This is a genomic window from Ruegeria sp. CDSA020 (assembly GCF_059612345.1).
Genome location: NZ_JBXWQK010000012.1, coordinates 17778 through 32070, shown reverse-complemented (window position 1 = coordinate 32070; position 14293 = coordinate 17778). Strand labels below are relative to the sequence as shown.

Here is a 14293-nt window from a genome sequence, read left to right as displayed (position 1 = left end):
GGTTTTGTTGTGGGTAAAGCCCAGCTATCAGGCCCTCATGACGCAGCATTACAGCATTTTACGCCTTGGTCATCAGGGCGACGGCATCGCCGATGGACCGATCTACGCCCCCCGCACCTTGCCGGGGGAGGTGGTTAGCGGGACATTGGTTGGTCAAGTGCTGAGCGACATTCGGGTCGAGACCCCCTCTGACCAGCGGGTCAAAGCACCGTGCCGGCACTACAAAGCCTGCGGTGGCTGCCAGCTGCAGCATGCCGCAGATGATTTTGTCGCTGATTGGAAGGTTGAGGTCGTGCGCAACGCACTGGCCGCGCAGGGGCTCGAGGCCCCGATGCGGCCGATCTATACCTCGCCGGAACGATCACGGCGACGGGCTACGATTGCGGTTCGGCGGACCAAAAAAGGCACCATGGCCGGGTTCCATGGCCGCGCCTCGGACACGATCACCGAGATTTCCGATTGTCATCTGCTTGATCCGGCCCTGATTGCATCTGTCCCGGTGGCCGAGGCGCTTGCCGTTTTGGGTGGTAGCCGCAAAGGGGCGCTGGCGGTCACGCTGACCCTTTCTGATGGCGGTTTGGATGTCGCCGTCAAAGGCGGCAAACCGCTGGACGGTCCGTTGGAACTGGCCCTGGCACAGGCGACCGAGGCACATGGGCTTGCGCGGCTCAGCTGGGATGGCGAGGTGATCGCCTCGCGTCACGCCCCGATTCAGCGATTTGGCGTGGCGGCTGTCGTGCCGCCTCCAGGGGCATTCCTGCAGGCCACGAAGGACGGAGAACAGGCTCTATTACAGGCAGTTCTGCAGGCAACCAAGGGCGCCAAGCGGGTTGTGGACCTGTTTGCGGGCTGTGGAACATTTTCACTGCCACTGGCCCACGACGCCGAAGTTCACGCGGTTGAGGGCGAGGCCCTGATGACCGACGCTCTGGATCAAGGCTGGCGTCGCGCGCAAGGCCTGAAACGGGTCACGACCGAGGCGCGCGATCTGTTCCGCCGCCCGTTGATGCCAGATGAGCTGAAGAGCTTTGACGCGGTTGTCCTGGACCCGCCCCGCGCCGGGGCTGAGGCGCAGGTGGCCGAGCTGGAGCAGGCGCTGCCCTCGGTCATCGCCTATGTCTCATGCAACCCCGTGACCTTTGCGCGGGATGCAAAAAATCTGATTAACGCAGGCTATACCCTTGAATGGGTACAGGTGGTGGACCAATTTCGATGGTCGTCACACACGGAACTTGCCGCGCGGTTTGCATTGAACCCCGCATCATGACCAAACAGGAGAGTTTCAGAATGGGGTTTGCCCAGCGCCTGCAGGATATCACCGAAAACCCGACCTTTGGTTGGTTCATCACAGGTGTCATCATCTTCAACGCCATTCTGCTTGGCATGGAAACCTCACCCACATTGATGGAGGCCGCAGGGCCCGTGATTGTGGTGTTGGACAGCCTGTGCTTGGCCATCTTCGTGGCCGAGATTGCGATGAAACTGGTCGCCACAGGGCGCCGTTTCTTTACCAATGGTTGGAACCTGTTTGATTTCATCGTTGTTGGCATTGCCCTGATCCCAAGCGCCGGTGGCCTGTCAGTTCTGCGGGCGCTGCGGATCCTGCGGGTCTTGCGGGTGATCTCGGTCGCGCCACGGCTGCGCCGGGTGGTTGAGGGTTTCATCTCGGCCTTGCCGGGCATGGCCAGCGTTTTCCTGCTGATGGCGATCCTGTTTTACATCGGCGCGGTAATTTCAACCAAGCTGTTCTCGGGCACATTCCCGGGCTGGTTCGGCGATTTGGGCCTGTCGGCCTATACGTTGTTCCAGATCATGACGCTGGAAAGCTGGTCCATGGGCATCGTGCGCCCGGTGATGGAGGTTTATCCCTATGCGTGGATATTCTTTGTGCCATTCATCATGGTTACGACATTTGCAGTGGTGAACCTGTTGGTTGGTCTGATTGTGAATTCAATGCAGGATGCCCATCACGCCGAGGATGAGGTGAAAACCGATGCCTATCGTGATGAGGTGCTGGAAAGGCTGGAATCCATCGAACGCCGCTTGCTTGAGCAGTCGAACAGCAAAAAGTGATTTCAGTTTTCTGGATTTCTGGCATAATCACAAAAAAAAGCAGAAGCAGGCATTAAACATGGATCGTCGAGCATTTGGAATGGGTGCTGTGGCTACGCTGGGTCTTTCGGCCTGCGCCTCGGCCAACCCCAGATTTCTGGCCTATGATGGCCCCGAGGTGACCTCTATGGTCATCAACAAAAGCGCGCGGAAGCTTTATCTTCTGCACAATGAACATGTCCTCAAGGAATATAAGGTCGATCTTGGCTTTGCCCCCAACGGCACCAAAACAAAACGCGGCGACGGCCGCACGCCAGAGGGCACCTATCTGATCGACCGGCGCAATCCCAAAAGCCGCTATCACCTGTCGCTGGGGATTTCCTATCCGGATTCGAAGGATATCGCAGAGGCCAAGGCTGCGGGCGTTGATCCGGGCGGTGACATTTTCATCCACGGCGAGCCGAAAACCCGGTCCGAGAAAAAGCGTGCCAAGAAGCAATCGGATTGGACGGCAGGGTGCATCGCTGTCAAGAATGAAGAGATCGAAGAGATCTATGCGATGGTGAATCGCGGCACAGTGATTACGCTGCGCCCGTAACCGGCTTCCAGACGTCAAACCCGAATTGCATATAGTCGCGCTGGTAGGTTTCGGCCGCCAGCGCCTCAAGTTTGGTGTCATAGATATCGCTCAGTGAAAACGGGATATCTGGTCTGGTATTGCCGGGCGCGGGCGGGCTGTCATGACCCAGCCGCCGCGCCAGATCCGGCAGGGCAGTTGCAATTTCTTCCTCGCGCAGGATCAGATCCGGCAGGGCAAAACCGACTACGCCCTCCAACACCTGCGCCTGACTGCACCAAACGCCGTCAACGCGCACAGGGGTTTGTCCCGCCAGGTTTTGCCGCAGGAAGGTCAGAAAAGCCGAGAATGCCTCATAATGCTGTTCGATGGGGTAGTTTTCAGCGCGTAACTGTCCGGGGATCGGAAGCTTGAACCGGTTGCGCAGCATATTGCGGATTTTCAGATAGGCGCCGGGCTCGGTGCTGAGGATGTAGGAACAAAAGGCCGAATGTGCGCGTACCAGCGGGTGCCGCACCACGGTGAATTTGCGATGCCCCGGATGATCCTGTAACCACTGGCGGGTCTTTTTGCGGTTTTGATCAGTGATCAGGTCATCCGCACTGATTGAATCAAGCGCAGCCATCCATTGCTTCACAACCCCTTCAATGCCGCTCCGCACGGGCAGATACATTAACGGGGTTTTCGGCGTGGCGACATAGGTCGCTACGGCCGCGCCACGCCGGGGTTCAAAATTCGGAGTTCTGTGCAGGCTGAAACTGTCGATGTGCGACAAGGCCTGTTCGGTCTCATCAGGGTTTGTCACCTTGGACAAGGCCGGCTCAGGGTTTTGGGGTTTGAGCGTGTCGTCGATCGTGGTCAACCGACCCGATACCCCAAGCCAGGCCGCCAGGCCGTTCAGGCTGTCGAGCCGGTTCAGATCGTCGTAAGCGATGAAAAAGGCGGTTTGCCCGCTGGCCTGAAGATGATGCAGCAAAGTCAGTTGAAAGGCCTGTTGCTGGTCCAGATAGTTTTCGAACTCACGAGGGTTGAAGGCGATCTGCTCGGTGCGCCGCCGCTTGACGTTTTTCAGCTGCCATTGCTTGGTCTCGCGCGCAATCTTCAACGAGATATAGCTGTCCAGAGGGTTGCGCGTCAGAATGATCTTGGCGCAACTCGGATCATCTAAAACAGGCTCTAACACACGCGGATCATGGCCCTGGAAAAAGCGAAACCCGTTCATTTCACCCTCAGCTGATCGGATGGCGTTCAGCAGGGTTTTAGGGTCATTGTCGCGTTCTTCGAGAGTGACGCCCAGCAGGCTGTCCCCCTTTAGCCTGCCAATGAAATGAGGATTGAAGGCCTCACCATGGCTGGAGACACCTTCCAATGCGTTCAGATTTGCCTCAAGCAGGTTCGATCCGGTCCGCATGGCGGCAAGTATTACGAAATAGTCGAATTTGGATGACATGAAACGCTATTGCACCAGATATGGTTTTCGATAAGGCCTGAGTTGCCCGCCAAAAATGTCATCGGCTGGAAAATCTCCCATAAGATAAGGGTGCATACCCTGGTTCTTCAGGTTTTGCAGGAACTTCCCGAACCCGGACAGGTCGACCATCGTAGGGGCTTGGGTCAGGTGGCTGGGATTCTGGCATCCGGTTTCTTCCAGAATTGATTGCAGAGGCTCCATCGGAGATTCCACAAACTCGGCCAGCGACCAGGTGCGCACTTTGGCCTTGGTCCAGACCGAAGTTAAAACCTCAAGCTGTTTGGTCTCGATTTGTTGCAGGCGGGCGGCTTCGTTACGGATATCCGCGAAATTTCCGTTCGAACGGAACAGGGGAATGGCCCAGGCGCCTGTGACAACGGAAATCTGCGCATTTCTGTCGCGCGCCAGAAACCAGTTGATATCCTGCGTATCCGTGGGGCCATATTGAAAGCACTGCCTCTCGCCCCGAGTATTCCAGATCAGGTTCGACAAAAACGCCGTAGGATTATAGTCCCGAAGGCTGGCACAATCGCTTAGTGCGCCGTTGACCAGAGGCGCCCCGCCGGCGAATTCCGCACGTTCGGGACCGAAGAGGTGACCGTGGACCTTTGTTCCGGTGGCTTCCGACAGCCAGGGCTCGAAATCTGCGAACAGTTCGGTAAACCCCTGGAATACCGAATAGGGGAACGACGTCAGTCCGTTTTCGCTGCCGTGGCGGGGAAAGCGGCTTTGCATATACAGGCCATCCCGGCCTCGGGTCCTGCGCTCGACCGCTTTCGAGAATAACCGGTCGATCTTGCCCGGGTTGGGTTCTGTAGGCTTCATCGCCTGTGCCTGGTTGGTCAGAAACGCCTGATAAAGCCGATTGGCCTGGGGCCAGATCTTGCGTGCTACAAAACAGTCCGACCGTCGCAATAGCTGTAGGTGATCGTCATAAAAGATATGCGGGCGACCTTGATAATCGAATTTGGACAGGGTCAGAGAGCGACTTTCGATATGTGTTGAATAAAGTCGAGTTAGGGTCTGAAAATAGCTTTCGTCGGGAATCCAGACGCGCCGGAAATAGCGATCATATGTTTTGCGTTTGGGATCTTGCAGAATGGCGGACAGCGTTTGACGGGTCAGGCACCACCATTGACTGCCCATATGTGGCACCAGACCTTCGGGTATCGACCGTCGGATTCCGATGGTCCGCTGTAGCTTTACGTAAGCGTCGAACAATTTGCGCTGTTTACGCCACGAGAACGGAAATCTCAGCGTAAATCGTTCCTGATCCAGTCCGCCAATCGTCCAGCTTACATCGGCTGTTGTCGCGCTTTCGATAAAGTCGACACGGGGCCGTTCCGCTAGATATGTGACCAGCTCATCGACGGGCCGTAGCGGCAGGCAGGCGCCCGAGGCCAGAAAGATATGGTGTACATCGGGAAAGGCCTTCAGCATCAGTTCAGCCGCTGATTGCGAGGCTGCAACAATGCCCCAACCGCCCCAGTTGCAGGTGTGGCGCTCCGAGAACCGGATCAGAGGTTCGTCCGCACAGGAGGCTACAAAGTCATCAAAAACAGTGTCCGCAACCTTGCGGTCGACATGGATCACCACCGGGCAGCCGGATGCCGCCCAATGGCGCGCGACCTGTTGCGCCCTTGGAAGCGCTGCGTGCACCAGCATGATGACGCCAAGGCTGCTCATGCCCAGTTCCCTTTCGACATGAGGCCAAGAATCTCAAGCTGTCGCCAGTTGATATATGCCTCGGACCAGTCGCACCAAAACACCGGACGGTCGTTCAGCCCTTCGGCATAGGCGCGATATTCGCCGGACCCGCGATAGTGCTGACGCCGCTCCATCTCTTCATGTGCCTTGTCGCCCAAGGTGTTGATCAGCTTGGCATGCAGCAACGCCCCGCTGGTCTTTTCGCCGCCCCAATCGTCATAGACCTGGTTCAGCCCGCGTGGCAGCAGCGAATGGGTCGAACTGACATAGACATACCGACGGTCCCACTTGACCAGCGGTATCTTGTTCAACGCAGGCGCCTTTTCCGGAGCCTGGCGGAAAAAGACACGGGCGCGCGGCCCACCCTGTATCCAGAGATTCCCGTATTCAGGGTTTTTGCTGATCACATAATTCCCGGCATCGAACCAACGGGCAATCTCGAAGGGGTCTTGCCCCTCACGATAGGGTTCGGCATCTACCGGGCCCTGTGGGTACATGTCGATCAGCATGGTGCCGAAACTGCGGACGGCACAGCCATCAAGCCAGTCGGTCAGGGCACGAATGGGCCGCGTGTCGCAGAACGGATAGATGAAGAACTCATCCGGATCGACCGTCAGAACCCAGTGCCCATCGGCGTATTTGCGCAGCAGATAGTTCGACCAATCAGTGCCATATGTGGCCCGCTTATAGCTGCCGTTGGACTGCCAGACCGATACGTCCGGCTGACTACTCAGAAACTCGCGGGTGCCGTCGTCGCTGTTGTTGTCCACAAACAAAAAACGATCAACGCCAAGTTTTCGGTAATATTCCAGAAAATAGGGCAGGCGGATTTTTTCGTTTCGCACAACGCTCATCAACAGGATGTCACCGGGTTGAATGGCGTTGGTTTTGTCGGAAACCGCTTCTAATTCGCGTCGTTTGCGAACGCAACGCAACAGGCGGCGCTTGCGCCGCAATCTCATTCGGTATGAATCCAACAGGCTCACGCGACTGCCCAACCTTTGTTTATACGCGAGCATACCCGGGGCCTGAACAAGCCAGAGTGGAGCCGGGCGAATGCCATTTTATGCCACTTTACCATCTAATGAAGCAACGCATTTAAAAGTAGTTAGTCCGAAACGTTGTTTTTCCAGTCAGTTTTGCCCATCAAGCCAAGCTCACACAGTTGGCGCCATCCGATATATTCCACCGATTGTGGATCCCACATGATCGGGCGGTTAATTATGCCATCATAATAGCTGTCGAACTCCGCCGGGTCGTGAAAATGCTGCGCTCGGGTTTTCTCGATTCTTGATTTGATGACCACCTCGGGCAGGAACTTTGTGTGCAGTAGCACGCCCGAAGGGCCGTGGCTCCCCGGTCCGTCATAGGTGGCGTTCAAATCTCGGGGCAGGGCGGAATGGCAGGAGTTCACGTAAGCATAGTGCCGCGACCAGCGTACCAGCGGTATTTTGTTTAAAGTTGGTGACCGCTCGGGCCGGTCAGCAAAAAACACACGTTCCCGTGCACCGCCCTGAACCCAGAGATTGCCCAGCGGCGATTGCCGATTGGCGCGCAACGGGCCTGGATCAAACCAGCCCAAAACTTTGGTCGGGTCGGTCCCGGGGTCATAGGGCTGTGTGCCGAGCTGATCTTTGGGGTACAGGTCCAACATCAAGGCTCCGAAAGCGTCGCGCCCCTGCACCTCTAGCTGTTGGGTCAAATCCTGCAGCAGATGGCTGTCCCATTCGGGATAGATAAGCAACTCATCCGCATCCACCATCAAAGTCCAATGGCCGTGACCAAATCGCATCTGTAGCCAGGTCAGCCAATCCAGCCCGTATCGTGAGGCGCGATAGCTGGCATCGGTTTGCCACAAGGATACATCCGGTTGATCTTTCAGATATGCGACCGAGCCATCATCGCTGCCGTTGTCCACGATCAGAAAATGATCAACGCCCAGCGACCGGTAGTGATGGAAATACCAGGGCAGGCGCGTGATTTCATTTCGCAGGGTGGTAAAGACCAGTATCGCACCCGGGCGTATCTGGTCGGTTCGGTCGACCAGTTGGGTTAACTGATGGCGGCTGCGAAAGGATCGCCACAACAGCCGCCTGCGTTTCAGGCGCAAGCGATAGCGTTGCACCCATCCGATTGGCGGCAGGGTATCGCTCACGCGGCCCTCATCTGTCGTAATGCCCGTTCTGATGCCAGCGCCAGGCATCGGCAATCATCGTCTCTAACACGGACCTTTTGGGGGACCAGCCCAGTTCTTGCCCGGCCCTGTCCGAGCCCGAAACCAGCTTGGTGCAATCTCCGGCGCGGCGTGGACCGATTGTATAGGGCACTGCGCGATTGGTGACGGATTTCGACTGTTCGATCACCTCCATCACTGAAAAGCCGGACCCGGTGCCCAGGTTGAAAACGCGACTGTCTTTGCCCTGTTCCAGCCAGCGCAGCCCCAGAACATGCGCGTCAACCAGATCGCAGACATGCACGTAATCGCGGATACAGGTGCCATCGGGCGTGTCATAGTCGGTTCCGAACACAGTCAGCCCGTCGCGCTTGCCGTCAATCGCATCCAACATCAGCGGAACCAGATGGGTCTCGGGGCGGTGGAATTCGCCTACCTCTCCGTCCGGATCGGCGCCAGCCACGTTGAAGTAGCGAAAAATTACGTGGTTCATCCCGTGAGCGGCCTGGAAATCACGCAGGATATCCTCGATCGCGCGTTTGGAGGCGCCGTAAGCGTTCAGCGGGTTTTGCAGGGTGTTTTCGTCCAGGACCACATTGTCATGTTCGCCATAGGTGGCGCAGGTCGACGAAAACACGAAATCCAGACATCCAGCCGCCACGGCGGCCTCGATCAGGGTCAGCGAACCGGTGACATTGTTCGCCCAATATCTTCCGGGTTCAGACATCGCCTCACCCACCTGGCTGAGCGCTGCAAAATGCATCACGGCGGCGGGCTGATACTTGGCGAAAACCTCATCCAGCCGCGCCCGATCCAGCAGATCACCCTGTTCGAACGGGCCAAATTTGACCGCGTCCTGCCAGCCGGTGATCAGGTTGTCATAGGTGACAGGTGTGTACCCGGCCAGCGCCAGCGCCTTGCAGGCATGGGATCCGATATATCCGGCACCGCCGGTTACAAGGATATGTGTCATATCAGATCCCGTTATTCCGGTTTTTCAGGGTGCGACAGCCTGCGGCACTCAGTCCAGCCCCATCGCGGCCATCATCTCTTCAAGTTTGGGAACGTCCTGCGGATTGTTTAGTTCCCAGAACTGGCGGCCTTTGGATTCGACTTCAACACACAGAACCTTACGCCCGTTTTCCATGAAACGCAGCTGTTCCAGCCCTTCCAGCTGCTCTAATGGACCGACAGGCCAGGACGGATAAGCCGCCAGCGCGTCAGGGCGGTAGGCATAGACGCCGACATGGTGAAACACCGGCGTTTCCTCCCCACCCGCATAAGTCTGTGAAGTAAAGGGCACGACCTCTTTCGAGAAATACATCGCGCCGTGATCAGCGGCGAAAACGGCGGTTGTTCCACCGACGCGCCCGTGTTTGCGGTCATTCAGCAGGCTGTTGAGTGCATCTCCGTCGCAGCGCAGAACCGGAGTGGCCACCCCAGCCTTGGGTGCGGCACGCAGTCCGGTGATCAGATCTTCGACGAACCAATGCGGGGTCAGCGGTGCATCGCCCTGCAGATTCACCACGATGTCATAGCTTGCGCCCAGCACATCATGCGCTTCGGCGCAGCGTTCGGTGCCATTGCCACAGGTTTCCGAGGTCATCACAACCTCGGCCCCGAACCCTTCGGCCACCGCGCGAATGCGGTCGTCATCGGTGGCAACCACAACGCGGTCCACGCCCGAGACCGAACTGGCCGCGCGCCATGACCGCTCGATCAGAGTCATTGCATTGCCACTGGCTCCGGTGAGCGGCACCAGAGGTTTGCCCGGATAGCGGGTCGAGGCGTAGCGGGCGGGAATGGCGATCAGAACGGACATCAGGCCTCCTTCAGGTCTACACCCGGAGCGTAGGCGATAAAGAACGGGTTTGCATAGCCGTCCTTGCCATAGGTCAGCGGCGCATGATTGTCGAACCGGACAACTTTGCCGCCCGCACCTGTCAGCACGGCGTGACCTGCTGCGGTATCCCATTCCATCGTGCGGCCAACGCGGGGATAGATATCTGCCTCGCCCGTCGCAATTAGGCAGAATTTCAGCGACGAGCCCGCGCTTTTGCTGTCCTGCACTTGATATTTGTTGATGTAATCGTCGGTCGCCTGGTCACGATGTGACTTCGAGGCCACGACTAAAAGCGCGGAATTGTCTGGATCAGAGACCGAAATCGGAGTCACGGCGCCGGGTTGATCCTTGTCCAACGCGCCGGTTTCCTCGACCGATTGCCCGTCGGCCAAAGTATAGAACATCCGGCCGCGGGCTGGCGCATAAACCACGCCACGCGTTGGGGTGCCGTTTTCGACCAGCGCGATATTAACGGTGAAATCGCCGCGCCGGTTGATGAACTCTTTGGTGCCGTCCAGCGGATCAACGATCAGGAACGTATCGCCTTTTTCAGAATGCGAGGCGGCCTGTTCCTCAGTCACCAGCAGGATATCGGGGAACGCCGCGCGCAGACCGACCGAGATCAGCGCATCGGCGGCCTCATCTGCTTCGGTCACGGGGCTGGCATCGGATTTGACCTTCACGTCAAACTCATCCGAGTTATAGATGTCCATGATCGTATCGCCCGCTTCCAGGGCAAGACGTCGGATGACGGGGATGAGGGCATCATAGGTCACAAAAAAGCTCCGTTCCTGTGATTTGTTGATCGAATAACCTGACGGCCTTATGCTGTGCTGGTTACGGAACGGCAAGAATTTCGTGCCAGATTGCAGGCAATAATACAGGAAAGACGCTTCGGGTGTTTTATTACAAGCGAAACCGGTCGCTTATAGGCGGTGCGTTTACGACGGCGGAACTGGTGTTTCACGCCGTGGTCCGGAATGTCCGATCTCAACACAGCAATGCCGTGCTTTCGGTGCTTATCAATATTTTCCAGGTTCTGGTGCTGGTGAGTGTGTTTTACGTAATCATGTCCCTTCTTGGCGCGCGCGTTGCCAAAATCCGGGGTGAGTTCATTCTGTATCTGCTGTCTGGGGTTTTCCTGTTTCTGACGCACATTAAAGCCGTCGGTTCGGTTTCCGGAGTGGACACGGGTAATAACCCGATGATGCTGCATTCGCCGATGAACATGATGGTCGTGCTTATGGCTGCCGCTTTCGGGTCGCTGTATACTCAGGTTTTGACAATCGTCATCATTCTGTTTGTCTACAGCGTATCGGTTGCTCCGCTGGAGATTCAGGAGCCCGGTGGCGCCTTTGCCATGCTGATGCTGGCCTGGTTCACGGGCTGTGCGGTCGGCGTGGTGTTCATGGCGATCAAGCCCTGGTTTCCGACCACTGCGACGATCATGAGCACGATTTACCGGCGCCTGAATATGGTGTTCTCGGGAAAAATGTTCGTCGGCAATGCGCTGGGCGGGTTCATGTTGACCATGTTCGCCTGGAATCCGCTGTTTCACATTATCGACCAGTGTCGGGGTTTCGTTTTTCGGAATTACTATCCGCGCAATACCAACTGGGAATATCCTGTCTGGGTCGGGTTGGCTCTGTTGTTGATCGGCTTGCTTGGAATTTTCTTTACCCGCCAGCATGTGTCGCAAAGCTGGAGCGCACGCCGTTAACCCGCCACGCGCAAGGTCAGGTTGATCCGCCCGCCCTTTGGCAACAGTTTTGAAGACCCGAAACGAATGCGATCTACCCCGTGATAGGTTAGGCGCGCGGGTCCGCCCATCACAACAACATCGCCCGAGCCAAGCCAGATCGATTCCGTTTTGCCCCCTCGGGTCGTGTTGCCAATGCGGAACAACGCGTCGTCACCTAATGAGATCGAAAGGACCGGCCAGGAAAAATCGGCCTCGTCCTTATCCTGATGCAGGCCCATTCGCGCCCCTTCGCCATAGTAGTTGACCAAGCAACAGTCGGGGTCACGTTCGGGGCTGGCAAGATCGCGCCAGATATCCAGAATGCAGTCTGGAATGGTGGGCCATTCCATGCCCTTTGGATGGTGCGGCTGGTACCTGTACCCGTTCTTGTCAGGGACCCAACCCAGCGCCCCGGCCGAGGTCATGCGAACAGACATTTCCTTGCCCGAAGGGGTGGTCGGGCGGAACAAAGGTGCTGATTTCAGAATCGGACGCAACAGCGTGATCAGCTGTGCCTGGGCAACTCCGTCAAGGTAAGCTTTCCTGATTTCAAAACCGCGTAAAAGCAGCCGCGCCATTCCAGATTCCTCAATCCTTGCCAAAACCTTGCTAAAAAGGCTGCAGATTCCTGAAAACCTGCATTTGTGAATGCTTGCAGGCCCCTGTTCCCGTCCTTATATACGCCGGGACGCGCGATGGTGTAGGACCATTGCGCAAATCAGATCGGGGCCAGATGCCATAACGGGTCGGGCCTCGGGACATCGCCTTGAAGAGAAAGGGATTGAACATATGGGAAAAGTAATCGGGATTGACCTCGGCACCACCAACTCGTGCGTTGCCATCATGGACGGTTCGCAGCCGAAGGTCATCGAAAACGCCGAAGGGGCGCGGACCACACCCTCGATCGTCGCCTTCACCGAAGATGAGCGACTGGTCGGTCAGCCTGCGAAACGCCAGGCGGTCACCAACCCTGACAACACGGTTTTTGGCGTCAAACGCCTGATCGGTCGTCGTGTGGATGATGCCGAAGTCGAAAAAGACAAGAAAATGGTACCATACGCCATCGTTGATGGCGGCAATGGCGACGCGTGGGTCGAAGCCCGCGGTGAAAAGTACTCCCCAAGCCAAATCTCGGCCTTCACTCTGGGTAAGATGAAAGAAACGGCTGAGAGCTATCTGGGTGAAGACGTCACACAGGCGGTTATCACGGTTCCCGCGTATTTTAACGACGCTCAGCGTCAGGCGACCAAAGACGCAGGCAAAATCGCCGGTCTGGAAGTGCTGCGGATCATCAACGAACCGACAGCGGCCGCTCTGGCATACGGCTTGGACAAGGAAGAGACCCAAACCATCGCGGTATATGACCTTGGTGGCGGTACTTTCGACGTGACCATTCTGGAAATCGACGATGGCCTGTTCGAGGTCAAATCGACCAACGGTGACACCTTCTTGGGTGGTGAAGACTTTGACATGCGCATCGTCAACTACCTGGCCGATGAGTTCAAAAAGGAACACGGTGTCGATCTGTCTGCCGACAAGATGGCCTTGCAGCGCCTGAAAGAAGCCGCTGAAAAAGCCAAGATCGAACTGTCCTCGACCTCGCAAACCGAGATTAACCAGCCGTTCATCTCGATGGGTGCAAACGGTCAGCCGCTGCACATGGTCATGAAACTGACCCGCGCCAAACTGGAATCGCTGGTCGGTGATCTGATCAAGAAGTCGATGAAGCCTTGTCAGGCGGCCCTGAAAGACGCGGGCCTGTCGGCGGGCGACATTGATGAGGTGGTTCTGGTCGGTGGTATGACCCGGATGCCGAAAGTCATTGAAGAGGTCACCAAATTCTTCGGCAAAGAGCCGCACAAAGGTGTGAACCCGGACGAAGTGGTTGCAATGGGCGCCGCCATTCAGGCCGGTGTTCTGCAGGGTGACGTCAAAGACGTTGTTCTGCTGGACGTGACACCGCTGTCGTTGGGGATCGAGACGCTGGGTGGCGTGTTCACCCGACTGATCGACCGCAACACCACGATCCCGACGAAAAAATCTCAGGTCTTCTCGACCGCCGAAGACAACCAGAACGCGGTGACCATTCGCTGTTTCCAAGGGGAACGTGAAATGGCTGCGGACAACAAGATCCTGGGTCAGTTCAACCTCGAAGATATCCCGCCAGCACCGCGCGGCATGCCGCAGATCGAGGTGACTTTTGACATTGACGCCAACGGCATCGTCTCGGTTTCGGCCAAGGACAAAGGCACTGGCAAAGAGCAGAAGATCACCATCCAGGCATCCGGCGGCCTGTCCGACGAGGACATCGAAAAGATGGTCAAGGACGCCGAAGAGAACGCGGAGGCCGACAAGGAACGCCGCGAGCTGGTCGACGCAAAGAACCAGGCGGAAAGCCTGATCCACTCGACAGAAAAGTCGATGGAAGAACATGCCGACAAGGTTGATCCAACAACCATCGAAGCCATCGAGCTGGCGATTGCCGCGCTGAAAGACGAGCTGGAAACCGAGAATGCCGACAAGATCAAGTCGGGCATCCAGAACGTTACCGAAGCGGCCATGAAGCTGGGCGAAGCCATCTACAAAGCGCAAGCTGAAGACGGCGAAGATGAACCTGCCGCTGCGGATGCTGCACCGGGCGAGGATGACATCGTCGATGCCGAGTTCGAAGATCTGGACAACGACAAGCGTAGCTAACGGGTAACCGGGCCAATTCGGGCCGGTCCGGT

The 14293-nt window shown here is 57.1% G+C and carries 13 protein-coding genes; 5 read left to right on the top strand and 8 right to left on the bottom strand.

What is annotated here, in order from left to right:
- Positions 1–37 precede the first annotated feature (37 nt).
- From AC2FJW_RS17890 to AC2FJW_RS17880, 3 genes are read left to right on the top strand one after another with little or no spacing between them, the layout of a single operon-like run.
- On the top strand, positions 38–1267 hold the full coding sequence (locus tag AC2FJW_RS17890) for a class I SAM-dependent RNA methyltransferase (RefSeq protein ID WP_496750915.1): 1230 nt from the start codon (positions 38–40) through the stop codon (positions 1265–1267).
- Between the two features lie 20 nt (positions 1268–1287).
- A complete protein-coding gene (locus tag AC2FJW_RS17885; protein ID WP_496750956.1) occupies positions 1288–2073 on the top strand; it encodes an ion transporter in 786 nt (261 codons plus the stop codon).
- A 58-nt stretch (positions 2074–2131) separates the two neighbouring features.
- The gene (locus tag AC2FJW_RS17880; RefSeq protein ID WP_142637369.1) at positions 2132–2650 is read left to right on the top strand and encodes a L,D-transpeptidase family protein; all 519 of its coding nucleotides are present in this window, start codon (positions 2132–2134) and stop codon (positions 2648–2650) included.
- On the opposite strand, the gene AC2FJW_RS17875 is transcribed toward AC2FJW_RS17880, so the two are convergent.
- The 7 genes from AC2FJW_RS17875 to cysQ all read right to left on the bottom strand — a co-directional run bounded on the left by AC2FJW_RS17875 (position 2634) and on the right by cysQ (position 10599).
- Complete coding sequence (locus AC2FJW_RS17875) at positions 2634–4079, bottom strand: nodulation protein NodH (RefSeq protein ID WP_496750914.1); 1446 nt, start codon at positions 4077–4079, stop codon at positions 2634–2636. The two genes, AC2FJW_RS17880 and AC2FJW_RS17875, sit on opposite strands and share 17 nt — an antisense overlap.
- Positions 4080–4085: 6 nt before the next feature.
- The gene (locus AC2FJW_RS17870; RefSeq protein WP_496750913.1) at positions 4086–5786 is read right to left on the bottom strand and encodes a DUF5927 domain-containing protein; all 1701 of its coding nucleotides are present in this window, start codon (positions 5784–5786) and stop codon (positions 4086–4088) included.
- Positions 5783–6769 (bottom strand): glycosyltransferase family 2 protein, encoded by a 987-nt coding sequence (locus tag AC2FJW_RS17865; RefSeq protein WP_496690221.1) that lies wholly within the window; start codon positions 6767–6769, stop codon positions 5783–5785. The genes AC2FJW_RS17870 and AC2FJW_RS17865 overlap by 4 nt, the downstream gene beginning before the upstream one ends.
- 146 nt (positions 6770–6915) lie before the next feature.
- Positions 6916–8010 (bottom strand): glycosyltransferase family 2 protein, encoded by a 1095-nt coding sequence (locus tag AC2FJW_RS17860; RefSeq protein ID WP_496750911.1) that lies wholly within the window; start codon positions 8008–8010, stop codon positions 6916–6918.
- Positions 7970–8953, bottom strand: coding sequence for a UDP-glucose 4-epimerase GalE (galE, locus tag AC2FJW_RS17855; RefSeq protein ID WP_496703229.1), 984 nt, complete (start codon positions 8951–8953; stop codon positions 7970–7972). Before galE ends, AC2FJW_RS17860 begins: the two co-directional genes overlap by 41 nt.
- Before the next feature lie 48 nt (positions 8954–9001).
- Positions 9002–9802 (bottom strand): 3-deoxy-manno-octulosonate cytidylyltransferase family protein, encoded by an 801-nt coding sequence (locus AC2FJW_RS17850; protein ID WP_496750909.1) that lies wholly within the window; start codon positions 9800–9802, stop codon positions 9002–9004.
- Positions 9802–10599, bottom strand: a complete 798-nt coding sequence (cysQ, locus tag AC2FJW_RS17845) for a 3'(2'),5'-bisphosphate nucleotidase CysQ (RefSeq protein WP_496698731.1) — start codon at positions 10597–10599, stop codon at positions 9802–9804. Before cysQ ends, AC2FJW_RS17850 begins: the two co-directional genes overlap by 1 nt.
- 122 nt (positions 10600–10721) lie before the next feature.
- Between cysQ and AC2FJW_RS17840 the strand changes: the two genes are divergently transcribed.
- A complete protein-coding gene (locus tag AC2FJW_RS17840) occupies positions 10722–11543 on the top strand; it encodes an ABC transporter permease (RefSeq protein ID WP_496692621.1) in 822 nt (273 codons plus the stop codon).
- Here AC2FJW_RS17840 and AC2FJW_RS17835 read toward each other — a convergent pair.
- A complete protein-coding gene (locus tag AC2FJW_RS17835; protein WP_496750907.1) occupies positions 11540–12142 on the bottom strand; it encodes an alpha-ketoglutarate-dependent dioxygenase AlkB family protein in 603 nt (200 codons plus the stop codon). The two genes, AC2FJW_RS17840 and AC2FJW_RS17835, sit on opposite strands and share 4 nt — an antisense overlap.
- 211 nt (positions 12143–12353) lie before the next feature.
- On the opposite strand from AC2FJW_RS17835, the gene dnaK reads away from it, so the two are divergent.
- Positions 12354–14261, top strand: coding sequence for a molecular chaperone DnaK (gene dnaK, locus AC2FJW_RS17830; protein WP_496750906.1), 1908 nt, complete (start codon positions 12354–12356; stop codon positions 14259–14261).
- Positions 14262–14293: the final 32 nt, after the last annotated feature.